We start from the raw sequence: 22,151 nt of genomic DNA, 5'->3' as shown, positions 1-22,151 counted from the left end.
GTGCGTACCGACATCTTTGCCCGACTGGACCGGGAGCCGGAACCGCCGAAGATAGAGATCCCGCGGATGAGCCGCACCCGTGCGGCTCTCTTCGGCGGGACCTTGGCGTTCTACATCGCCATCGTCGTCGCTGTGCTCGTCTCGTCCTCGCTGGTGATCCTCGACTGGAAGATCATGCTCTTCCGGCCCTACCAGCAGTGGCCGGACCTGCATGCCTTCCTCGACTACTTCGTGGTGCTCGGCCAGCGCGGCCCCACCGCCGTGATGATCGCGGCGTGGCTGGGCTGGCGCTCCTGGCGCCAGCACACGCTGCGCCCGCTGCTGGCACTCGGCGCGGCGCTGCTGGCCCTCAATGTGACCGTGGGCGCGGTGAAGCTCGGCCTCGGGCGGCTCGGCCCGCACTACGCGACGCAGATCGGCTCGGCCGAACTCTTCGCCGGCGGCGATATATTTCCCTCCGGACACACCGCGAACGCGGTCGTGACCTGGGGAATCCTCGCCTATCTGGCCACCACTCCGCGGGCCAGACGCTATCTGTCGATCGTGTCGTCGGTGGTGGCCCTGGGGGTCGGCGCGACGACCGTGTACCTCGGTACGCACTGGCTGAGCGATGTGCTTCTGGGCTGGGCCGCGGGTCTGCTGATCCTGCTGGCGCTGCCCTGGTTCGAGCCGATGATCGGCCGGGCCGAGCGGGCGGTCCTGGCCCTGCGCGACCGCTGGCGGGAGGGCCTCCGGCAGGCCCCAGCCGCGCCGGTCACCGTGGGCGCGCAGCGGCCCGCGCCGGTCCCGCAGGAGCCGGTGCACGCCGGCGAGGAGGTCCCCTGCGAGCACGTCGGCGCGGGACATCCGGGCCGTACCGGTGCGCCGGCCAGGCCCGCCGGGCAGCTCGCCGCCGCTCAGCTCACCGCCCAGCCGCGGCAGCACGGGGCCCGCTCGGAGCGCACCCCGGTGACCCCGGCGGGCAGCCGCCGCCCGCCGCGCTCACGGCCGCTGACGGGCGGCTGAGCGGGCGGACGGAGCCACGCGCGACGTACGACGTAACCCCCGGCCCGCAGTGGGCCGGGGGTTACGTCGTACGTCGACAGAGACGGATCGGATCGTGGGTCAGCCGAACCAGCAGCGGATCACCCGGCCGGCGTCGACCTCGAAGTTGATCCGGCCGGCGACGTACTCCATCGTGATGATCACGCCGGGCGGCAGCGCGCGCACATGGGTCCAGCCGCGCTGCCGGGCGCGCCGCTCGGCGCTCGCGGCGTCGAGGCCGGTATAGGAATCGCGGTCGTCGTCGGGCGGTCGGGGCGGAGTCGGTATCGGTGCCATACCACTCACCGTAAGCGGCCGGAGGCGGCGAAGGAAGCGGTACGGGATAGCCGTACAGAGAGCCTCGGTCCGCACGTGGTCACACTTGTGTCACAGGATCGCGGCACGCTCCTGATCCGCCCGCCATCACTCCGACGGCCCCTTCCGGCGATACTCCGCGCAATTCTCCGACCTCGAAGATCACATAAATTTACCGTCACCGAATTCCCCTCGACGGGGCATCCCGACGATCTCCGTAAGGTAATTACCGGCCACCGCGCGCTTCCTTTCTCTCCCCGCACCGCCCGTGCGTACGCGGGTGATGGCGTGCCACGGGTGACGGCGGCGGTACCGGCTTCCGGCCACCGGACCGATTCGCTCATTTCACGATTTATCAGTGCGCCCCTCCGCCGGCCCGCGCCACGGCACACCCGTCCGGGTTCGAATACGTTCGCCTGCGCGCGTGACCCCGGCCACGGCTCGCCCGTTGTCTCTGTACGAGCCGGGAACAGCCCGGCCCACGCACCGAGTTCGAGGAGCCACCCGTGCCGCGCATGCTCGATGTCAGCGAGGACGTCCGCGCCGAGATCGGCGACGAAGAAGCCGACCGGCTGCTCGCCGGCGAGAACTCCCCGGGCAGTTACGACTGCACCTCCTGCCGGACCCCCGGCGACTCCGAACAGGAGCGGACCAGCACGGTCCTGTTCGTCGGTGAGGAGACCGCGGTTCTCGCCTTCGCCCACGCCACCTGCATTCCCTCCCAGGTCGTCCAGGTCGCCGAGGACCAGCTCAAGGGCGCGGTCCGGTCGATCACCGGCAGCGAGCCGCAGCCGCCCGGCGCCCCCGCCTCCGTCCCCGGCGGCCAGGCCGTCCTCGGCGTCACCAGCGGTCTGGTGCTGATCGAGGAGGAGCTGCACCCGGCCCTGGTGGTCGAGCCGACGGCGCCGATCGCCCGGCCCGGCTCCGAGGGCACCACCGACGAATTCCTCCAGCTCCTGATCGAGCAGGGCTTCCAGCCGGTGGGTGACCTGAGCCGGACGCCCGCCGTGCTGGCCGGCTGGTCGGTGCTGCTCGCCATGGGCCAGCTGCACGCCGTCCTCCAGCCCGGTACGGGCGGCGGGAGCCCGGTCGCCTGGTGGCAGGCCCACCAGCCGCTCCAGGTCACCGAGGGCTGGCGGGCCGCGGCCAACAAGTCGAAGACCGTGCTGGTGTTCGCCGCCCCGGTCGGCGCCATCGGCCAGCAGCCGCGCGAGGACCTGCTCCGTGACGCGCTGGAGAAGGCCGCGGCGAACGGAAAGCTGGTCGCGGCGGCGATGCCCCTGGCCGGCACGTGACCAGGGGCCCGTCGGCACAGCGGCACCGCCCGCCACCGGCCCGGGCGAATTCCGCCGTACGCCCGCATCCGACGGACGGCGGGGTCGTTGGCACATACGTGCACTCATACGACCCCTCCCGCCCGCAGTATCAGAGCCAGATCCCGTCCATGCGCCCCGCGCAGGACTTGGCCGACGGGTTCTCCACAACCCCGATCTACGACGCGCTGTACTCCGAGTTCCGCCGGTCGTTCCGGGCGCTGCCCGGCGACCGGAGCAACGAGGAGAATCTCGGCTTCACGGCCTTCGGCACCGGACTGCACGCCTCCCACGGCGGCTACGGCGGGTACGGCGGCGGCTACGGCGGCCACACCCCGCACCCGGGCTCCTGGCAGCGCGACCCGCGCCAGCCCATGAGCCGCCCCCAGGCGGCGCTGCCCCCGGGACCGCGCCGGGGCGCCTGAGGAGCCTCGGCGGGGGCACGGGGACAGCGGTGGGGCCCGGTACGGATCGTTCCGTACCGGGCCCCACCGCTGTGTGTCTGTGTGTCTACTTCTTGCGCCCGCGCTTCTCGCGCACCCGCACCGAGATATGGATCGGGGTGCCCGCGAAACCGAACTCCTCGCGCAGCCGGCGCTCGATGAAGCGCCGGTAGCCGTGCTCGATGAAGCCCGAGGAGAAGAGCACGAAGCGCGGCGGCTTCGTGCCCGCCTGCGTACCGAACAGGATGCGCGGCTGCTTGCCGCCGCGGATCGGATGCGGGTGCGCGGCGACCAGCTCACCGAGGAAGGCGTTGAGCCGGCCGGTCGGCACCCGGGTCTCCCAGCCCTCCAGCGCCGTCTCGATCGCCGGAACCAGCTTCTCCATGTGCCGGCCGGTACGCGCCGACACATTCACCCGGGGCGCCCAGGCGACCTGCGCCAGCTCCGTCTCGATCTCGCGCTCCAGGTAGTAGCGGCGCTCCTCGTCGAGGGTGTCCCACTTGTTGTACGCGATGACGAGCGCGCGGCCCGCCTCCACGGCCATGGTGATGATCCGCTGGTCCTGGACGCTGATGGAGTCGCTCGTGTCGATCAGGACGACCGCGACCTCGGCCTTCTCGACCGCGGCGGCGGTCCGCAGCGACGCGTAGTAGTCCGCGCCCTCCTGGAGGTGGACCTTGCGGCGGATGCCCGCGGTGTCGATGAACTTCCAGACCGTGCCGCCCAGCTCGATCAGCTCGTCGACCGGGTCCCGGGTGGTTCCGGCGATCTCGTTGACGACGACGCGTTCCTGGCCGGCGACCTTGTTCAGCAGGGACGACTTGCCGACGTTCGGACGCCCGATGAGCGCGATCCGGCGGGGGCCGCCGATCGCCGTCCCGAAGGTCTGCTCCGGCGCCTCGGGCAGCGCTTCGAGCACCGCGTCGAGCATGTCGCCGGTGCCGCGGCCGTGCAGCGAGGAGACCGGGTGGGGCTCGCCGAGCCCGAGCGACCAGAGCGCCGTCGCGTCGGCCTCGCCGCTCTGCCCGTCGACCTTGTTGGCGCAGAGCACCACGGGCTTGCCCGCCTTGCGCAGCAGCCGGACGACGGCCTCGTCGGTGTCGGTGGCGCCGACCGTGGAGTCCACCACGAAGACCACCGCGTCGGAGGCCTCGATCGCGTACTCGGCCTGGGCGGCGACGGAGGCGTCGATGCCCAGCACGTCCTGCTCCCAGCCGCCGGTGTCGACGACCTTGAAGCGGCGGCCCGCCCACTCGGCCTCGTAGGTGACCCGGTCGCGGGTGACGCCCGGCTTGTCCTCGACGACGGCCTCGCGGCGGCCGATGATCCGGTTCACGAGGGTCGACTTGCCGACATTGGGCCGGCCGACGACGGCCAGGATGGGCAGCGGGCCGTGGCCGGCCTCGCCGATCGCGCCCTCCACCTCCTCGGCGTCGAAGCCTTCCTGAGCGGCAAGCTCCATGAAGTCCGCGTACTCGGCGTCGCCGAGCTCCCCGTGCTCGTCGCCGGAGTCGATCTGGTCGTTCATGAAGTCCGTACCTCGTTCATCCATCGTGATCGGTGCGCCGCGGCACGCGGCCCACTACTCAAGTCTCTACCGGCGCCCGGTCAGGCGCCTGGCGTTTTCCAGGTGGGCGGTCAGCCGCTCCTGGATCCGCACGGTGGCCTCGTCCATCGCCGTACGCGTACGGCGCCCGCCGCCGTCGCCCGCCGCGAAGGCGTCGCCGAAGACGACGTCCACGCGCCCGCGCAGCGGGGGCAGCGCCGGTATCAGCCGGCCGCGGCGGTCCGTGGAGCCCAGGACCGCGACCGGCACGATCGGCGCCCCTGACCGTACGGCGAAGTACGCCAGTCCGGCGCGCAGGGAGGCGAAGTCGCCCTCGCCCCTGCTGCCCTCGGGGAAGATCCCCAGCACCCCGCCGTCACGGAGCACGCCGAGCGCGTCCGTCACCGCGGCGCGGTCGGTGGTCTCGCGGTCCACCTTCAGCTGCCCGATCCCCTTCAGGAACGGATCGAGCGGCCCGATGAACGCTTCCTTCTTGATCAGGAAGTGCACCGGCCGGGGCGCGGTGCCCATCAGCATCGGACCGTCGATATTGTGCGCGTGGTTCACCGCCAGTATGACGGGCCCGCTCGCCGGCACCCGCCACGCGCCCAGCACCCGCGGCCTCCACAGGCCGTACATCAGCCCGATGCCGATGCCGCGCCCGACCGCCGCGCCCCGTGCCGAGGGCGCGGCGCTCTTCGTGGCTCCGCTCACCCCGCGGCCCGCTTCTCCTCGACCAGGGTCACGACGCACTCGACGACCTGCTGGAGCGTGAGCTCGGTGGTGTCCACCTCGACCGCGTCAGCGGCCTTGGCGAGCGGGGACGTCTTGCGGCCGGAGTCGGCCGCGTCCCGCTTGATCAGCGCTTCCCTGGTCGCGGCGAGGTCGGCGGCGTCCTTGCCGGCCAGCTCGCCGCTGCGGCGCGCGGCCCGCGCCTCCGGGGAGGCGGTGAGGAAGATCTTGAGGTCGGCGTCCGGCAGCACGGTCGTGCCGATGTCACGGCCCTCGACCACGATGCCCCGCCCGGCCGCCGCCGCGATCGACCGCTGGAGCTCGGTGACGAGCGTCCGCACCTCGGGTACGGCGCTGACCGCGCTCACCCGGGAGGTGACCTCCTGGGTACGGATCGGCCCCGACGCGTCCGCGCCGTCCACGGTGATCGTGGGGTGGGCCGGGTCGGTGCCGGAGACCAGGACGGGCTTGGCCGCGGCGGTGGCGACGGCCGCGGCGTCGGTCACGTCGATCCCGTTGGTGATCATCCACCAGGTCATCGCGCGGTACTGCGCGCCGGTGTCCAGGTAGCTCAGCCCGAGCTGGGCGGCCACGGCCTTGGAGGTGCTCGACTTGCCCGTACCGGAGGGCCCGTCGATGGCGACGACGACGGCGGCCGGGGCGGTCCGGGCGGGGGTAGCTCCGTTTTCCACGGGGGGCGGACACCTTCCTGGTTCACGGGGTGGATGTGCGGGGACGCGCACACGCCCCCGCACAAGGTTACCGAGTACTCAAGGCCACCCGTGCCGCCGGTCGTACCGCCCGCCCGCCGCCGCCTCCCGGGCGCCCGCCGTCCGCTCCCGCCGGAACGACCCGCCTACTGCCGGATCGACCAGCCGCGCTCGCGCAGCGCCGCCGCGAGGACGGGGGCCGCGGCCGGTTCCACCATGACCTGGACCAGGCCCGCCTGCTGCCCGGTCGCGTGCTCGATCCGTACGTCCTCCACGTTGACCCCGGCGCGGCCCGCGTCCGCGAAGATCCGCGCCAGCTCGCCCGGCTGGTCGCTGACGTGGACGGCCACGATCTCGTACGCCGCGGGAGCCGCGCCGTGCTTGCCCGGCACCCGGACCCGGCCCGCGTTGCCGCGCCGCAGTACGTCCTCGATACCGGCCGCCCCGCCCCGCCGCTTCTCGTCGTCGGCGGACTGGAGCCCGCGCAGCGACTCGACGGTCTCCGCGAGGTCGGCGGCGATCCCGGCCAGTACGTCGGCGACGGGCCCCGGGTTCGCGGAGAGGATCTCGACCCACATCGCGGGATCGGAGGCGGCGATGCGGGTGACATCGCGGATGCCCTGCCCGCAGAGCCGTACGGCCGTCTCGTCGGCCTCCTCCAGCCGGGCCGCGACCATCGAGGAGACCAGCTGGGGGGTGTGCGAGACCAGGGCGACCGCGCGGTCGTGCGCGTCGGCGTCCATGACCACCGGGACGGCGCGGCAGAGAGCGACCAGCTCCAGGGCCAGATTGAGCACCTCGGTGTCGGTGTCCCGGGTGGGGGTCAGCACCCAGGGCCTGCCCTCGAAGAGGTCGGCGGTCCCGGCCAGCGGCCCGGAGCGCTCCTTGCCGGCCATCGGGTGCGTACCGATGTACGCGCCGAGGTCGGCGCCCAGCGCCACCAGTTCGCGCCGGGGGCCGCCCTTGACGCTCGCCACGTCGAGATAGCCGCGGGCGGCGCCGGCCCGCATCAGCGCGGCGAGCGTCGCGGCGACATGGGTGGGCGGTACGGCGACGACGGCGAGGTCGACGGGGCCGCCGGGCTCCGCGTCGGTGCCCGCGCCGAGCGCGGCGGCGGTCCTGGCCCGGGTGGGGTCGTGGTCGCGGAGATGGACGGTGACCCCGCGGCCGGCCAGGGCCAGCGCGACGGAGGTGCCGATCAGGCCCGTACCGATGACGAGGGCGGTTCTCACTGGGCGATGTCCTTGCGGAGGGCCGCCGCCGCGCCGAGGTAGACATGCGCGATCGCGGACTTGGGGCGGTCGGACTCGATGTGGGCGAGTATGCGCACAACGCGCGGCAGGGCGCCGGTGATGTCCAGCTCCTGGGCACAGATCAGCGGTACGTCGACGATGCCGAGCCCCCGGGCCGCGGCGGCGGGGAAGTCGCTGTGCAGATCGGGGGTGGCGGTGAACCAGATGCTGATGAGGTCGTCGGCGGTGAGCCCGTTGCGCTCCAGGATCGCGGCGAGAAGCGCCTTGACCTGCTCGTCCATGTGCGTGGCCTCGTCCCGCTCCAGCTGGACTGCCCCACGGACCGCTCGTACCGCCACGACGTTCTCCTCGGTGATCGACTGCTCCGACCAGGGTAGTCAGCCGCCGGGGCGGCCCGCGCGGCGACGTACGCTCCCGGGACCGTACGCTCGCGCGCATGACATCCGGCGCGCACATGACACCCGAGCCCCTGACACCCGACGAACTGGTCCGCGACCACACCGTCTACGCGTGCGTGATGGGCTCGCGCGCCTTCGGTCTCGCGACGGCGGACAGCGACACCGACCGGCGGGGAGTCTTTCTCGCGCCGGCCCCGCTGTTCTGGCGCTTCGAGAAGCCGCCGACCCATGTGGAGGGCCCGGCCGAGGAGCAGTTCTCCTGGGAGCTGGAGCGCTTCTGCGCGCTCGCCCTGCGCGCCAATCCGAACGTCCTGGAGTGCCTGCACTCCCCGCTCGTCGAGCACCTCGACGACACCGGCCGCGAACTCCTCGCCCTGCGCGACGCGTTCCTCTCCCGCGAGGTCCACCGGACCTTCCTGGGGTACGCGCAGAGCCAGCACCGGAAGCTGGCGGCGGACGTCCGCCAGTACGGCGCACCGCGCTGGAAGCACGCGATGCACCTGCTGCGCCTGCTCGCCTCCTGCCGCGATCTGCTCCGTACCGGCGAGCTGGTCATCGACGTCGGTACGGAGCGCGAGCCGCTCCTCGCGGTGAAGCGCGGCGAGGTCCCCTGGCCCGAGTTCGAACGCCGCCTCACCGCCCTCACGGACCAGGCCGACGCGGCGGCCGGACGCTCCGCTCTCCCGCCGGCCCCCGACCGTGCCCGCGTGGAGGACTTCCTGATCCGCGCCCGCCGCGCGTCCTGCGGGTCAGGAGTCCCAGAGGGCGCCGAGTGACAGCAGGTCACTGCGGTATTCGATGCGGTCGGTCCACTCCCGGGGCCAGGCGTTCGTGCCCAGATGGGCGCCGGCGAAGGCGCCGGTGAGGCAGGCGAGGGAGTCGGAGTCGCCGCGGGTGCAGGCCGCGCGGCGCAGCGCGGTGAGGGGGTCGGTGGGGAAGAGCAGGAAGCAGAGCAGGCCGGTGGCGAACGCCTCCTCGGCGATCCAGCCGTCGCCCGTCACCAGACAGGGGTCGGTCTCCGGCGAGGGGGTGCGCAGGGCCTCCTGGAGGCGGTCGAGGATCGCGATGCACTCGTCCCAGCCGCGCGAGATGAACGCCTCGGGTGTCGCGTCGTGCGAGCGGGTCCACAGGTCGCCGAGCCAGCGCCGACGGTAGTGCTCTCGGTGTTCGTACGCGTAGCTGCGCAACTGGCCGACCAGCAGGGGCGGTTCGCCGCCGTTCGCGAGCAGGTAGACCGCGCGCGCCGTGAGGTCGGAGGCGGCCAGCGCGGTCGGGTGGCCGTGCGTCAGCGCCGCCTGGAACTGCGCGGCGCCGGCCCGCTGTTCGTCGCTCAGGCCGGGTACGAGACCGATCGGCGCGACCCGCATATTGGCGCCGCAGCCCTTGGAGCCCATCTGGCTGGCCTGCTGCCAGGGCCGGTCGCTGTCGAGCAGCCGGCACGCCGTGAGACAGGTGTTGCCGGGGGCGCGGTTGTTCTCCGGCGAGTGGTACCAGGCGACGAACTCGTCGCGTACCGGCTGCTCCAGCCGCAGCGGACCGAGTACGCCCCGGTCCATCGCCGTCCTGATGCCCCGCGCGAACGCCAGCGTCATCTGGGTGTCGTCCGTGACGAACGCCGGGTCCGGCAGGGCCATCTCGCGCCACGGCCCGCACTTCGCGAGAATCGAGGGCACGTCGTTGAACTCGGTCGGGAAGCCGAGGGCGTCGCCGAGCGCGAGCCCGGTCAGCGCGCCCGCGGCGGCCTGTTTGGTGAGGGTCCTCGCGATGATCATGCGGTCCGTCCTTCCGGTCGTTCCGGTCGCAGAAGAGGTGGATGCAGATGGGTGGCGGGCCCGGCGCGGTACAGCGCGGCCGGTTTCCCGCGTCCGCCGGTGCGGCGCGGGGGCCCTTCCAGCGCCTGGACAAAGCCGGGCGTCGTGAGGACCTTGCGCCGGAAGTTGGGGCGGTCGAGCGGCACGCCCCAGACCGTCTCGTACACCTGCCGCAGCTCGCCGAGGGTGAACGCGGGCGGGCAGAAGGCGGTGGCGAGACAGGTGTACTCCAGCCGCGCGCCGATCCGGTCGCACGCGTCGGCGAGGATCCGGCCGTGGTCGAAGGCGAGCGGCCCGCGGCCGGCGTACTCCGTCCACCGCGCCGCCGCCGCGTCCCCGCCGCCGCGCGGCTCCGGCAGATCCGGTACGAGCGCGGCGTACGCGACCGACACGACCCGCATCCGGGGGTCGCGGTCCGGATCGCTGTAGGTGCGCAGCTGCTCCAGGTGGAGCGCGCCCGCCGTCGCCTCCGACAGCCCGGTCTCCTCGGCGAGTTCGCGCCTGGCGGCCTGCCCGGCGGACTCCTCGGGCCGTACGAAGCCACCGGGCAGCGCCCAGTCGCCCCGGTACGGATCCTCGCCGCGCTCGACGAGCAGGACGTGCAGCCGGCTCTCGCGGACGGTGAAGACCGCGAGGTCGACGGTGACCGCGAACGGCTCGAAGGCGGCGGGATCGTACCCCGTGGGGACCCGCGGCCCCCGCCCGGCGTCGGTGACGCTCACCCGTTCCACCCCTTAATAGTCATACTGACTATAAACATGAACGGGCCCGCCGGACAAGGGAGAAGCCCGCGGCCACCGGGCCGCGGGCTTCTTCTCGGTACGGAAAGGCGTGGCTTACAGGCCGACTTCCTTCATCAGCATGCCGACCTCCGTGTTGGTGAGGCGGCGCAGCCAGCCGGACTTCTGGTCGCCCAGCGGGATCGGGCCGAACGACGTACGCACCAGCCGGTCGACGGGGAAGCCCGCCTCGGCCAGCATGCGGCGGACGATGTGCTTGCGGCCCTCGTGCAGGGTGACCTCGACGAGGTAGTTCTTGCCGGTGTTCTCCACGACGCGGAAGTGGTCGGCCTTGGCGTAGCCGTCCTCCAGCTGGATGCCGTCCTTGAGGCGCTTGCCCAGGTCGCGCGGGAGGGGCCCCTGGATGGCGGCGAGGTAGATCTTCTTCACGCCGTACTTGGGGTGGGTCAGCCGGTGGGCCAGCTCGCCGTGGTTGGTGAGCAGGATGATGCCCTCGGTCTCCGTGTCGAGGCGGCCGACGTGGAAGAGCCGGGTCTCGCGGTTGGTGACGTAGTCGCCGAGGTTCTGCCGGCCGTCGGGGTCCCCCATCGTGGAGACGACACCGGCCGGCTTGTTCAGCGCGAAGAAGAGATGCGACTGGGTGGCGACGGTCAGTCCGTCGACCTTGATCTCGTCCCGGTCCGGGTCGACCCGCATGCCCTGTTCGAGGACGATCTCGCCGTTGACCTCGACGCGCGACTGCTCGATCAGCTCCTCGCAGGCCCGCCGCGAGCCCATGCCGGCGCGGGCGAGGATCTTCTGCAGGCGCTCGCCCTCCTGCTCGGCGCCCGGGTTCGTCCGGGGGGTCTTGACCGAGGGCCGCTCGGAGTAGCGGTCGCGGTTGCGCTGCTCGATCTTGGCGTCCAGCTCGCGCGGGCGTGCCGAGGCGCCGCGACGCGGGCCGCCACGGGGGCCGCCGCCGCTCTGCGAGGGCTTCGGGCCGCCCTTGGCACCACCGCGGGCCGCCGCGCCGCGCGCGCCGCCGCCGACGCGGTTGCCGCCGGGCGCACCGGACGCGGTGGAGCCCCCGGTGGGGCCTTCCGAGCGGCCGACGTCGTAACGACGCTCCTCAGGACGCGGACGGGACGGACGCTTCGGCTCGCCGTCGCGCCCGGCACCGGCCGCCGCGCTCCGGCCGCCGGGAGCACCCCGGCCGTCGCCCGCGCCCCGGCCGCCGGTACCCGCGCCGCGGCCACCGGCTCCGGCACCACGCCCGCCGTCACCACGCCCGCCGGCTCCGGCTCCGGCGCCCCGGCCGCCCGCCGCGCCCCGGCCGCCGCCGGATCCACCGCGGCCACCGCCCGTGGCGCCCCGGCCGCCCCCGGCCGCGCCGCGGCCGCCGGCTCCGGCACCCCGGCCGTCCCGGCCGCCGCCGCCCCCGCTTCCGCCGCCGCTCCGGTTGCCGCTGCCGCTGTTCCTGTCGTTGCTTCGCATCAAAGTTCCGTCTTGTCGTCTGCGTGGGTTTCCGGCGCGTACGGTGCGTCCGGATCGAACGACGGAACGCCTTCCTGGCTCTCGGCCTCGACCGCGTCCGCCTCGGGGAGGAAGGGAGCGAGCTGTGGCAGCTCGTCCAGGCCCCGCAGGCCCATCCGCTCCAAAAAGTAGTTCGTCGTCCTGTACAGGATCGCACCTGTTTCGGGTTCCGTTCCCGCTTCCCCGACCAGCCCGCGCTGAAGGAGGGTCCGCATGACCCCGTCACAGTTCACTCCGCGCACGGCCGAGACCCGCGACCGGCTCACCGGCTGGCGGTACGCGACGACCGCGAGGGTCTCCAGGGCGGCCTGTGTCAGCCGGGCCTGCTGCCCGTCGAGAACGAAGCTCTCGACCGCGTCGGCGTACGCGGCGCGGCTGTAGAAGCGCCAGCCGCCGGCGACCGCCCGCAGCTCGAATCCGCGGCGCTGGACGGTGTACTCGTCGGCCAGTTCGCGCAGCGCGTCGGCGACGGCCCCGCGGGGGTGGCCGAGGACCCGGGCGAGGTGTTCCTCGGTGGCGGGCTCGTCGACGACCATGAGAACGGCTTCGAGGGCGGGCTTGAGCGCCGGCCGCTCGTCCGTACCGGCGGCGTCCCCGTCCGTCACGCGTCGCTCACCCACGTCCGTCACGCGTCGCTCACCGCTCAACGCCCTCACCCCGTTCGTCCCTGTCGGCTCTGTCGTCTCTGTCGGCTCTGTCGAACTCGTCGGCCACGACCGGCACTGCGTCCGCGTCCCCGCCCGTCCAGCGGACCATCAGCGGGCCGAGGGCCTCCTCCTGGTCCAGCGCGACGGCCCGCTCCCGGTACAGCTCCAGCAGCGCGAGGAAGCGGGCCACGACGGTGAGGGTGTCGGGGGCGTCCTCGGTGAGCGCCTGGAAGCTGGCCCCGCCGCTCTCCCGCAGCCGGGCCACGACGAACGCCGCCTGTTCCCGTACGGAGACCAGGGGCGCGTGGATGTGGTCCACGTACACCTGCGGCTCCGGTTTCGCCCGGGCCGCCAGCGCCGCGAGCCGGGCCAGCCCCTCGCCGCCGATCCGGATCACGACCTCGGGGAGCAGCTCGGCGTGGTGCGGTTCGAGCCCGACCGTACGGGGGTGACGCCGGGCCTCGGTCTCCAGGCGCGCGCCGAAGATCTCCGCGACGCGCTTGTACGCGCGGTACTGGAGCAGCCGCGCGAAGAGCAGGTCGCGCGCTTCGAGGAGGGCGAGGTCCGCCTCGTCCTCGACGCGGGCGGCGGGCAGCAGCCGGGCCGCCTTGAGGTCCAGCAGGGTCGCCGCGACGACCAGGAACTCGGTGGTCCTGTCGAGGTCCCAGTCGGGGCCCATGGCGCGCAGATGCGCCATGAACTCGTCGGTGACCGTGGAGAGCGCGACCTCGGTCACATCCATCTTGTGCTTCGAGATGAGCTGGAGCAGAAGATCGAAGGGGCCTTCGAAGTTCGCGAGCCGGACGGTGAAACGGCCGTCGTCGGGATCCGGCCCGCCGGCTGTCTCCGCCGCCCCCGCCCCCGCCGTCCCGCGCCCCAGCTCCCGGCGGCGGGGCGGCCGGGCGGCGGCGGGCGGTGGGGTCGGCACGGTTCGACGGTCCTGAGGACGGGCGGGAACGGGGCCGCGCGACGGACGGCGGGGCCGCGGGCGGCCGGTACGACGGCCCGCCCGCGCCAGGCTACCGTCAGCGCCCGCGCAGGCGCCGTACGAGAATGCTCGCGTCGCCGCGCGATTCGAGGTCGGCGAGGACGACGGCGACGGCCTCGCGGACGATACGCCCGCGGTCCACCGCGAGACCGTGCTCACCGCGCAGCACCAGCCGCGCGTGTTCGAGGTCCATCAGCTCCTCGGCCGAGACATAGACCGTGATCTTCTCGTCGTGCCGTTCGCGCCCGCTGGGACGGCGGTTCGCCCCGCGCCCCCGGCGGCGCTGCTGGCCGCCCTGCTGCTCCCGCTGGCCGCCCCCGGGCTGGTTCTGGCCCCCGGCTCCCGGCCCGCCGGACTCCGGCGGCCTGCGCCCCTTCACCGCGGCGGCGGCCTGCTCGGCGTCGGCCGTACGGCTGCGCGAGGACTCCCCCGAGTGCGGCTCCGTGGCGGAGTGCTGCTCCGCCGGGCCGCCCCGGCCGGCGCCGCCCTGCTGGGGCTCGTCGGCCGGGTCGCTCTCCCCGGCCGGTCCCGGCACCCGCGGCTCGCCTGCCGCGGCCCGCCGGGCCCCCGCGGGCGAGGCGGGCGTCAGCGCCATGCCACCGGTCGTACGGAACAGTTCGTCGGCGCCGGGCAGACTCACTCGGCGTGACACCGGGCGAGCACCTCCCTGGCGAGCTGGCGGTAGGCGGCGGCGCCGACGGAGTTCGAGGCGTACGTGGTGATGGGCTCACCGGCGACGGTGGTCTCCGGGAAGCGCACGGTCCGGCCGATCACCGTGTGGTAGACGTGGTCGTCGAACGCCTCGACCACGCGCGCGAGAACCTCGCGGCTGTGCACCGTACGGGAGTCGTACATGGTGGCGAGGATGCCGTCGAGCTCCAGCTCCGGGTTGAGCCGCTCCTGGACCTTCTCGATGGTCTCGGTGAGCAGGGCCACCCCGCGCAGCGCGAAGAACTCGCACTCCAGCGGCACGATCACCTTGTGCGCGGCGGTCAGCGCGTTCACGGTCAGCAGACCGAGCGAGGGCTGACAGTCGATCACGATGTAGTCGTAGTCGGGGAGCAGCGGCTTCAGGGCGCGCTGGAGCGTGGACTCCCGCGCGACCTCGCTGACGAGCTGCACCTCGGCGGCCGAGAGGTCGATGTTGCTCGGCAGCAGGTCCATGTTGGGCACGGCGGTCTTCAGGAGGACCTCGTCGGCCGCCATGCCCCGCTCCATGAGCAGGTTGTAGACGGTGAGGTCCAGCTCCATCGGGTTCACACCGAGACCGACGGACAGGGCGCCCTGCGGGTCGAAGTCGACGAGCAGCACGCGCCGGCCGTACTCCGCGAGCGCGGCACCCAGGTTAATGGTCGACGTGGTCTTGCCGACGCCGCCCTTCTGGTTGCACATCGCGATGATCTTCGCGGGTCCGTGGTCGGTGAGCGGGCCCGGGATCGGGAAGTACGGCAGGGGACGCCCGGTGGGGCCGATCCGCTCGCGGCGCTGGCGTGCGGCGTCGGGGGCGAGGGTGGCCGCGTACTCGGGGTCGGGCTCGTACTCGGCGTCGGGGTCGTAGAAGTGCCCCTCGGGCACTTCGCTGTAGTCGGCGAATGGGCTGGACTCTCGCCCGCTCTCGTTGCCGGCCATGGCGTTCACGTGTGGGCCGTCCATCATCTGGTGGGCTGTCGTCATGTGCTGGTGGGTGGCGAAGGTGCGGACCGCTACGGAGCCGACAGCCTCGAACCCGGACGACGGGTTCTGGCCCCTCACCGGCATCCCCGGTTGACCACCCCCGGGAGTAAATGTCGACTCATTCACAAGTCGTCTTACCTCCTTGGACGGGACCAGGAAACTTTATCGATAGGTCAGCGTGGCACCATGCCGACGGTTGGCGACTCTATGGCGTGTCACCGCTTCGCAGCAACACAATCCGCCGGACCCGGCCCGATGTGTCGGTAATGAAACACCCCCCTGTCAAGAGCGCACACGCCTCTCACCAAGGCACGGCCCGCATGTTTTCCGTCCCCACCAAACGGTTGAAAACGTTACGTTCGAGGCGTGTTGACCGGGAGTTCGCCCCCTGCCGGCATGGCATCGGCCGGATCTCCGCGTGCAAGATCCGGCCGTTGGCGCGATGTTGACGGTGCGCGTTGACGCCTCAGCCCAGAAGTGTGCTCAATTCGGCGTGATCCAGCCCATGGGCGTCGGCGATCTCACGGTAAACCACCTGGCCATCATGGGTGTTGAGCCCCTTGGCCAGGGCCGGATCCCGGCGCAGCGCCTCCGTCCAGCCGTGGTTCGCCAGCTCCAGGATGTACGGCAGCGTGGCGTTGGTCAGCGCGTAGGTGGAGGTGTGCGGTACGGCACCCGGCATGTTGGCCACGCAGTAGAAGACCGACTCGTGGACGCGGAAGGTCGGTTCGGCGTGCGTCGTGGGGCGCGAGTCCTCGAAGCAGCCACCCTGATCAATCGCAATGTCGACAAGTACACTTCCGGGCTTCATCCGGGCCACCAGCTCGTTGGTGACGAGCTTCGGCGCCTTCGCTCCGGGGATCAGCACGGCCCCTATGACGAGGTCCGCCTCGACGACCGCCTTCTCCAGTTCGAACGCGTTGGAGACGATCGTCCGTACGCGCGTACCGAAGACCCGGTCCGCCTCGCGCAGCTTGCTGATGTCCCGGTCGAGCAGGGTCACATGGAACCCCATGCCGACGGCGATCTGGGCGGCATTCCAGCCCGACACCCCGGCGCCGATGACCACGGCGCGGCCCGGCGCCGTACCGGGGACGCCGCCGGGCAGGACACCGCGCCCGCCGGCCGAACGCATCAGGTGGTACGCGCCGACCTGGGGCGCCAGCCGCCCGGCGACCTCGGACATCGGGGCCAGCAGCGGAAGCGCGCGGCTCGCGGTCTCGACGGTCTCGTACGCGATGGCGGTGGTGCCGGAGGCCAGCAGGGCGTCCGTGCAGGCGCGGGAGGCGGCGAGGTGCAGATAGGTGAAGAGCGTCTGGTCCTTGCGCAGCCGGTGGTACTCCTCGGCGACCGGCTCCTTGACCTTGAGCAGCAGATCGGCGGCGGCCCAGACCTCGTCGGCGGTGGCCAGGATCCGCGCGCCGGCGGCGGTGTACTCGTCGTCCGTGAGGGAGGAGCCGGTGCCGGCTCCCCGCTCGATGACGACCTGATGGCCCTGACGCACCAGCTCGTGCACGCCGGCGGGTGTGATGGCCACCCGGAACTCGTTGTTCTTGACCTCACGGGGGATACCGACCAGCACGGCGATCACGGTCCTTGACTCAGTGGGCACGACCCGGGGGCAAGCCCATACAGACCCGGGCGAACGCGGCACGCACGACACACGGGAAGACACCGCGGAAGAATGCGGCAAAGCCAGTCTAATGAAGGACTTCCCGCTGTCTAGCCTTGCAAAGCATCAATCTTCGACCGAAGTGCTACGGATTTCGTAGGTGTTTTCCCTCCGTTTCCAGCAGTCGATCGGCCGCGGCCCGGTGCAGCCCGGCCGCGGTGGGGTCGCCGAGCCGGTCGAGGGTGTCCGCCAGCCGGAGCTGGAGCGCGGCCTGGAGCCGTACGTCCCCGGCCTGCCGCGCCCACTCGACCGCCTCCTGGCAGGTGCGCAGCGACTCGTGCGGCCGGCCCGCGTACTCCTGCACCCTGGCGGCCTCGCTCAGCGCCCGTGCCTGGCCTTCGAGGTCCTGGAGCCGGCGGTGCACGGCGGCGGCGGCCCGCCAGTTGCGCAGCGCCTCGCCGTAGCGGCCGGCGTAGGTGTGGACGGTGCCGAGGCGGCCGTACAGCCGGGCCTCGTCGGCTCGCTCGCCCCTGCTCAGCCGCTGGGAGAGCGCCCGCCCGTACCAGTCGGCGGCCCGCTGCCAGTCGCCGAGATCCTGGTGCGCGCCGCCTACGGATTCCATCGCGCGGCCGGTCGCGTAGAGGTCGCCGGCGGTCCTTCCGGCGTCCAGCGCGGCGCGGTAGCGGGCGAGCGCGTCGTGCGTCCGGCCGGTCCGCGCGTCCAGGTCACCGATGTTCAGCAGCGCGGCGGCCTGCTCGCGGTACAGAGCGTGGCGCTCGGCGATGTCGAGGACGAGCTGGTGCAGCCCGTACAGCTCGGGCGCCGCCGCCTCGGTCCCCCGGTGCGCGGCGAGCGCCCTGACCAGCGCGGCGACCAGCCTGCGTGCCAGTGTGTCCAGTTCGCCGTCGGCGACCGCGAGCCGGGCGGAGGCCAGCAGGGCGGGCTGCCGGGAGGTCAGCCAGGCGTGCGCCGCGGCGGCCCCCGGAAAACGCAGCGCGCGCGGCAGCCCGGCCAGCCGGCGCCGGGCCGGGGACCCCTCGGGCTCGGTGACCGCGCGGCACGACTGGAGCAGCCGTACGGTCCGCTCCAGCATCCGGGCGCGGGCGAGCTGGACCTCGGCGGGCCTGTCCTCCGCCGTCATGACGGTCCGCAGCAGCGGAACGAGGCAGCCGGGCACCACGTACTGGGCCTCGGCCGCCCGGGAGTCCGCGTCCCGCCGGTCCCAGACGGCGGCCACCACCCGGAAGTCCGCGCGGTGCAGCAGCCCGCGCGTGGTGAAGTCGTCCAGGGTGGCGCGGGCGGCGGACACCGAGCAGCCGGCCAGCGCGGAGGCGGTGTGCGCGTCGGCGAGCCCGGCCGGGGCGAGGGCGAGCAGGCGCAGTATCCGGGCGGCGGGCGCCGGCAGGCTCTCGTACACCAGCCGGAAGGCGCGGGCCAGCGGCCGGCCGCCGACGGGCAGCTCGGTGTCCGGCGGCAGCGCGCGCAGCCGCTTGGCGGCGTCGGCGACCGAGGCCGTTGGCCGGGCGGCGAGCCAGCCGCCCGCGAGGGACAGCGCGGCGGGCTGGCCGCCGCACTCCTCGGCGAGGGACTCGGCGGCCTGCGGATCGACGGTGATACGGACGGATCCGGCGAAGCACGCGAGGAGTTCGATGGCGGCCTTGGGGTCCATGCCGCCGAGGGTGCAGGGGCGCACATCGGGGATCCCGGTGAGCGGCCCCTGCGCGACGGCGACCACCAGGCAGTCCGGGTTGTCCGGGACCAGCGGGTCGACCTGGCCGGCGTCGGCCGCGTCGTCGAGGAGCAGCAGGACCCGCCGGACACCGAGCGCCTCGCGCACCATCGCGGACAGTTCGTCCTCCCCCGCGCCCGGCGGGGTGGCGATGCCGAAGACGCCGAGGATCTCGCGGGCGGTCCGCTCGGTGGGCACGGGGTCGCCGTCGGACTCGGTCAGCCGCGTCCGTACGACCCCGTCCGGGTAGCGGTCGGCGAGGCCCCGGGCCAGCTGCCCGGCGAGCGCGGTACGCCCGGAACCCGGCCGTCCGGCGATCAGCAGGACCCGGGCGCGGGGTTCCTTGCGGCCGGAGATGGTGTTGAGCCCGGCGTGCTCGATGTCGTCGTGCAGGGCCTTCAGCTCGCGGTGCCGCCCGAAGAACCGCACCTCGGGCCCGGCGGATCCGGCGGCGACGACAGGGGCGGGGGCGACAGGGGCGGGGGCTGGCGCAGGAGCGGCGGGGGCGGCGGGCTCCTCAGCGACAACAACCACGGTGGCGACGGCCGCCGCCTCCACGACCGCCGTGGCCTCCGGCGCCGGTTCGGGGGTCTCGGCCACCGGCGCGCCGCCACCCTGTGTCACCTCGCCGGGCGCGGGGGCGGGCGCCGCCTCCTGTACCGGATCGCTCGCGGGCCCGCCGTCCGCGGCGGGCCCGGCCTCTTCCCGGACGTTCACCCGGGCCGTCCCTTTCGTCGGGGAACTCCCCGTCGGCGGCTTCCGTGCCGCCGCGGCCGGACGGCGCCGACGCTTATTGGACGGCGCGTCAATGCCCGCCGTTTCCACGGCGGTTGAATCGGATTCAGGAGCGGCGCGCTTCCCCGCCGCCCGCGCGCGGCCGGAGCCGCTCACATCCACCGCCTGATCCGTCACGGGCCACGCTCCGTCCGCCTGCGCACGAGCCGAGCCCGGTGGGTCTCCACCCGGGCGTTCCGAGCGTAGTTCACTCTCTGCGACGGAACGGGGAGAGCGTGGCCGGTAGATCCCCCAATCGGATCAGCATTTCTTCCGATCAAAGGATTGATCAGTGCCAACCCCGGGCGTGCCGGAGCGACGGGCCGGGCTCAGGAGGCGAACGGACGCGCCGGCCAGGGCGCGTCGGCCGGCCGCAGCGCGTCGACGCCGTCGCCCGCCAGCGCCGCGGTGAGCGCGAGCACCCCCACCGCGAGGCAGTTGTTGTGCAGCTCCCCCGCGAGCACGCCCCTGACCAGCTCCGGCAGCTCGACCCGGGCCAGCTCCATGTCCGCCTCCTCCTCGGAGACCTCGAAGCGCTCGCCGTCGGCCTCCGACAGCTCACGGGCCAGGAAGATCCGTACCGCCTCGTCACAGCCGCCCGCCGTCGTGTACACGTCGGTGAGCACCCGCCAGTCCTCGGCCTTGACGTGCGCCTCCTCGTACAGCTCGCGCTGCGCGGCGTGCAGCGGGTTCTCGCCCGGGACGTCGAGCAGCCCGGCCGGGATCTCCCAGAGCTTCTGCCGTACGGGGTGACGGTACTGGCGCAGGACGAGGACCCGGCCCGCGTCGTCGAGGGCGAGTATCGCCACCGAGCCGGGGTGGACCTGGTAGTCCCGCGTGACGGACGTACCGTCGGGCATGACCACGACATCCGAGCGGACACTGGTCTTGTTCCCGCGGAAGGGCGTCGTGGTCGCGACCACGCGCCACTCCTCGGGGGCGTCCTTGATGGTCATGAAAGCGTCCTCCCACAGTGGCGCACAAGCGGAAACCGGGGTGTTGGTCTCCCGACCCGCACCCCGGCTCCCACCGTATCGCCTGCGCCTCGCCCTATGCCGGGTCGGCCACCTGCGCGGACGGCGCCCGCCGCACGCTCTCCCGGCGCTCGACGGCGGCCTTCACCAGCCCCGCGAAGAGCGGATGCGGACGGGTGGGCCGGGACCGCAGCTCCGGGTGGGCCTGGGTCGCGACGAGATACGGGTGCGTGTCGCGCGCGTACTCGACGTACTCGACCAGCTTGTTGTCCGGGGACGTGCCCGAGAAGACCAGGCCCGCCTTCTTCTCCAGCTCCGCGCGGTACGAGTTGTTGACCTCGTAGCGGTGGCGGTGGCGCTCCTCCACGTACGGCTGGTCGTCGTAGACCTCGCGCACGATCGACCCCTCGGCGAGCTTCGCCGGGTAGAGCCCGAGCCGCATCGTGCCGCCGAGGTCACCGGCGCCCTCGACGTAGGCGAGCTGCTCCTCCATCGTGGAGATCACCGGGTGCGCGGTGCCCGAGTCGAACTCGGTGGAGTTGGCCTCGGAGATCCCGGCGAGACTGCGCGCCGCCTCGATGACGATGCACTGGAGGCCCAGGCAGATCCCCAGCAGCGGGACCTTGTTCTCACGGGCGTAGCGGATCGCGGCGACCTTGCCGGACACCCCGCGCTCGCCGAAGCCGCCGGGGATCAGGATCCCGTCGACGTCGCCCAGCTGCTTCGCGGCGCCCGCCGGCGTCTTGCAGTCGTCCGACGCGACCCACTTGATGGTGGTCCTGGCCCGGTTGGCGAAGCCGCCGGCCCGGATCGCCTCGGTCACCGAGAGATACGCGTCCGGCAGGTCGATGTACTTGCCGACCAGCGCGATGGTGACCTCGTGGTCGGGGTTGTGGACCCGGTCCAGCAGGTCGTCCCAGACCGTCCAGTCCACATCGCGGAACGGCAGGTCCAGCTTGCGGACGACATAGGCGTCCAGCCCCTCGGTGTGCAGCACCTTGGGAATGTCGTAGATCGACTTGGCGTCCACACAGGCCACCACGGCGTCCTCGTCGACGTCGCACATCAGCGAGATCTTGCGCTTGATGGAGAGCGGCACATCGCGGTCGGCGCGGAGCACAATCGCGTCCGGCTGAATACCGATGTTCCGCAGCGCGGCCACCGAGTGCTGGGTCGGCTTGGTCTTCAGCTCGCCGGACGGGCCGATGTACGGCAGGAGCGAGATGTGCACGACGAAGACGTTGTCGCGGCCCACCTCGTGCCGTACCTGGCGGACGGTCTCCAGGAACGGCAGCGACTCGATGTCGCCGACCGTGCCGCCGACCTCGGTGATGACCACGTCGACATCGTCGGCCGCCATCCGCCGGATGCGGTGCTTGATCTCGTTGGTGATGTGCGGGATGACCTGGACCGTGTCGCCCAGGTACTCGCCGCGCCGCTCCTTGGCGATGACCTGCGAGTAGACCTGGCCGGTGGTGACGTTGGCCGAGCCGTCGAGGTCCACGTCGAGGAAGCGCTCGTAGTGGCCGATGTCCAGGTCGGTCTCGGCGCCGTCGTTGGTGACGAACACCTCACCGTGCTGGAACGGGTTCATGGTGCCGGGATCGACGTTCAGGTACGGGTCGAGCTTCTGCATGGTGACCCGCAGACCGCGCGCCTTGAGCAGCGCGCCCAGGCTGGAGGCCGTCAGGCCCTTGCCGAGGGAGGATGCGACCCCCCCGGTGACGAAGATGTGCTTGGTCGTCGAGGAAGTCGAGGATCGGTTCGGCATGGCCAAGAGGGGGCTCCCGTGGTCGCGGTCTGAGGTGCTTACCGGTTGTCCGGCCCGTTGAAGGGCGCTGGTGCCGGTCGCTGCGGTTTCGGGGCCTCTCAGCTTCGCCAGGGAGTCCACCGGTCCACGGGCTACCAGGGTATCAGCGCCGCGGGGAGGCTCGATCCGGCCACGCCCCGCAACCGC

21 protein-coding genes are annotated in these 22,151 nt (G+C 72.7%); 4 read left to right on the top strand and 17 right to left on the bottom strand.

The window, feature by feature from the left end; translation table 11 throughout:
* Positions 1-1,005: a phosphatase PAP2 family protein gene (locus tag AB0389_RS30265; RefSeq protein WP_366398700.1), complete on the top strand. Its 1,005-nt coding sequence runs from the start codon at positions 1-3 to the stop codon at positions 1,003-1,005.
* A gap of 99 nt (positions 1,006-1,104) precedes the next feature.
* Here the strand turns inward: AB0389_RS30265 and AB0389_RS30260 are convergent, their stop codons facing one another.
* The gene (locus AB0389_RS30260; protein ID WP_366398699.1) at positions 1,105-1,320 is read right to left on the bottom strand and encodes an I78 family peptidase inhibitor; all 216 of its coding nucleotides are present in this window, start codon (positions 1,318-1,320) and stop codon (positions 1,105-1,107) included.
* 524 nt (positions 1,321-1,844) lie between these two features.
* Between AB0389_RS30260 and AB0389_RS30255 the strand changes: the two genes are divergently transcribed.
* Both AB0389_RS30255 and AB0389_RS30250 read left to right on the top strand, forming a co-directional pair.
* Entirely contained in the window at positions 1,845-2,633 is a 789-nt protein-coding gene (locus AB0389_RS30255) for a hypothetical protein (RefSeq protein ID WP_366398698.1), read from the top strand.
* Between the two features lie 98 nt (positions 2,634-2,731).
* Positions 2,732-3,076 carry a hypothetical protein gene (locus AB0389_RS30250; RefSeq protein ID WP_366398697.1) on the top strand — a complete coding sequence of 115 codons (345 nt, stop codon included), beginning with the start codon at positions 2,732-2,734 and terminating at the stop codon, positions 3,074-3,076.
* Between the two features lie 85 nt (positions 3,077-3,161).
* Here the strand turns inward: AB0389_RS30250 and der are convergent, their stop codons facing one another.
* The 5 genes from der to aroH all read right to left on the bottom strand — a co-directional run bounded on the left by der (position 3,162) and on the right by aroH (position 7,673).
* Positions 3,162-4,622: a ribosome biogenesis GTPase Der gene (der, locus tag AB0389_RS30245; protein WP_366398696.1), complete on the bottom strand. Its 1,461-nt coding sequence runs from the start codon at positions 4,620-4,622 to the stop codon at positions 3,162-3,164.
* Positions 4,623-4,688: 66 nt separating this feature from the next.
* The gene (locus AB0389_RS30240) at positions 4,689-5,279 is read right to left on the bottom strand and encodes a lysophospholipid acyltransferase family protein (RefSeq protein WP_366398723.1); all 591 of its coding nucleotides are present in this window, start codon (positions 5,277-5,279) and stop codon (positions 4,689-4,691) included.
* Between the two features lie 71 nt (positions 5,280-5,350).
* Entirely contained in the window at positions 5,351-6,064 is a 714-nt protein-coding gene (cmk, locus tag AB0389_RS30235) for a (d)CMP kinase (protein WP_366398695.1), read from the bottom strand.
* 164 nt (positions 6,065-6,228) lie between these two features.
* A complete protein-coding gene (locus tag AB0389_RS30230) occupies positions 6,229-7,314 on the bottom strand; it encodes a prephenate dehydrogenase (RefSeq protein ID WP_366398694.1) in 1,086 nt (361 codons plus the stop codon).
* Positions 7,311-7,673 (bottom strand): chorismate mutase, encoded by a 363-nt coding sequence (aroH, locus tag AB0389_RS30225; RefSeq protein ID WP_366398693.1) that lies wholly within the window; start codon positions 7,671-7,673, stop codon positions 7,311-7,313. Before aroH ends, AB0389_RS30230 begins: the two co-directional genes overlap by 4 nt.
* A 98-nt stretch (positions 7,674-7,771) precedes the next feature.
* On the opposite strand from aroH, the gene AB0389_RS30220 reads away from it, so the two are divergent.
* Positions 7,772-8,509, top strand: coding sequence for a nucleotidyltransferase domain-containing protein (locus AB0389_RS30220; RefSeq protein ID WP_366398692.1), 738 nt, complete (start codon positions 7,772-7,774; stop codon positions 8,507-8,509).
* Here AB0389_RS30220 and AB0389_RS30215 read toward each other — a convergent pair.
* The 11 genes from AB0389_RS30215 to AB0389_RS30165 all read right to left on the bottom strand — a co-directional run bounded on the left by AB0389_RS30215 (position 8,483) and on the right by AB0389_RS30165 (position 21,965).
* A complete protein-coding gene (locus tag AB0389_RS30215; protein ID WP_366398691.1) occupies positions 8,483-9,505 on the bottom strand; it encodes an ADP-ribosylglycohydrolase family protein in 1,023 nt (340 codons plus the stop codon). The genes AB0389_RS30220 and AB0389_RS30215 overlap by 27 nt on opposite strands.
* Positions 9,502-10,266, bottom strand: coding sequence for an NUDIX domain-containing protein (locus AB0389_RS30210; protein ID WP_366398690.1), 765 nt, complete (start codon positions 10,264-10,266; stop codon positions 9,502-9,504). Before AB0389_RS30210 ends, AB0389_RS30215 begins: the two co-directional genes overlap by 4 nt.
* 114 nt (positions 10,267-10,380) lie before the next feature.
* The gene (locus AB0389_RS30205) at positions 10,381-11,757 is read right to left on the bottom strand and encodes a pseudouridine synthase (RefSeq protein ID WP_366398689.1); all 1,377 of its coding nucleotides are present in this window, start codon (positions 11,755-11,757) and stop codon (positions 10,381-10,383) included.
* Positions 11,757-12,401 carry an SMC-Scp complex subunit ScpB gene (gene scpB / locus AB0389_RS30200; RefSeq protein WP_366398722.1) on the bottom strand — a complete coding sequence of 215 codons (645 nt, stop codon included), beginning with the start codon at positions 12,399-12,401 and terminating at the stop codon, positions 11,757-11,759. Before scpB ends, AB0389_RS30205 begins: the two co-directional genes overlap by 1 nt.
* A gap of 31 nt (positions 12,402-12,432) precedes the next feature.
* Complete coding sequence (locus tag AB0389_RS30195; protein ID WP_366398721.1) at positions 12,433-13,323, bottom strand: segregation/condensation protein A; 891 nt, start codon at positions 13,321-13,323, stop codon at positions 12,433-12,435.
* 145 nt (positions 13,324-13,468) lie between these two features.
* Positions 13,469-14,083, bottom strand: coding sequence for a hypothetical protein (locus AB0389_RS30190; protein WP_366398688.1), 615 nt, complete (start codon positions 14,081-14,083; stop codon positions 13,469-13,471).
* Complete coding sequence (locus AB0389_RS30185; protein WP_366398687.1) at positions 14,068-15,189, bottom strand: ParA family protein; 1,122 nt, start codon at positions 15,187-15,189, stop codon at positions 14,068-14,070. The genes AB0389_RS30190 and AB0389_RS30185 overlap by 16 nt, the downstream gene beginning before the upstream one ends.
* 382 nt (positions 15,190-15,571) lie before the next feature.
* On the bottom strand, positions 15,572-16,687 hold the full coding sequence (ald, locus tag AB0389_RS30180; RefSeq protein ID WP_366398720.1) for an alanine dehydrogenase: 1,116 nt from the start codon (positions 16,685-16,687) through the stop codon (positions 15,572-15,574).
* 175 nt (positions 16,688-16,862) lie between these two features.
* Positions 16,863-19,163 carry a tetratricopeptide repeat protein gene (locus AB0389_RS30175; protein WP_366398686.1) on the bottom strand — a complete coding sequence of 767 codons (2,301 nt, stop codon included), beginning with the start codon at positions 19,161-19,163 and terminating at the stop codon, positions 16,863-16,865.
* 386 nt (positions 19,164-19,549) lie between these two features.
* Positions 19,550-20,176 carry an NUDIX hydrolase gene (locus AB0389_RS30170; RefSeq protein ID WP_366398685.1) on the bottom strand — a complete coding sequence of 209 codons (627 nt, stop codon included), beginning with the start codon at positions 20,174-20,176 and terminating at the stop codon, positions 19,550-19,552.
* Positions 20,177-20,270: 94 nt separating this feature from the next.
* Positions 20,271-21,965: a CTP synthase gene (locus AB0389_RS30165; RefSeq protein WP_366398684.1), complete on the bottom strand. Its 1,695-nt coding sequence runs from the start codon at positions 21,963-21,965 to the stop codon at positions 20,271-20,273.
* Positions 21,966-22,151 lie beyond the last annotated feature (186 nt).

The sequence above is a fragment of the Streptomyces sp. NPDC093109 genome (assembly GCF_040701725.1).
Classification (GTDB): Bacteria; Actinomycetota; Actinomycetes; order Streptomycetales; family Streptomycetaceae; genus Streptomyces.
This window is presented reverse-complemented; position numbering and strand designations above follow the sequence as displayed.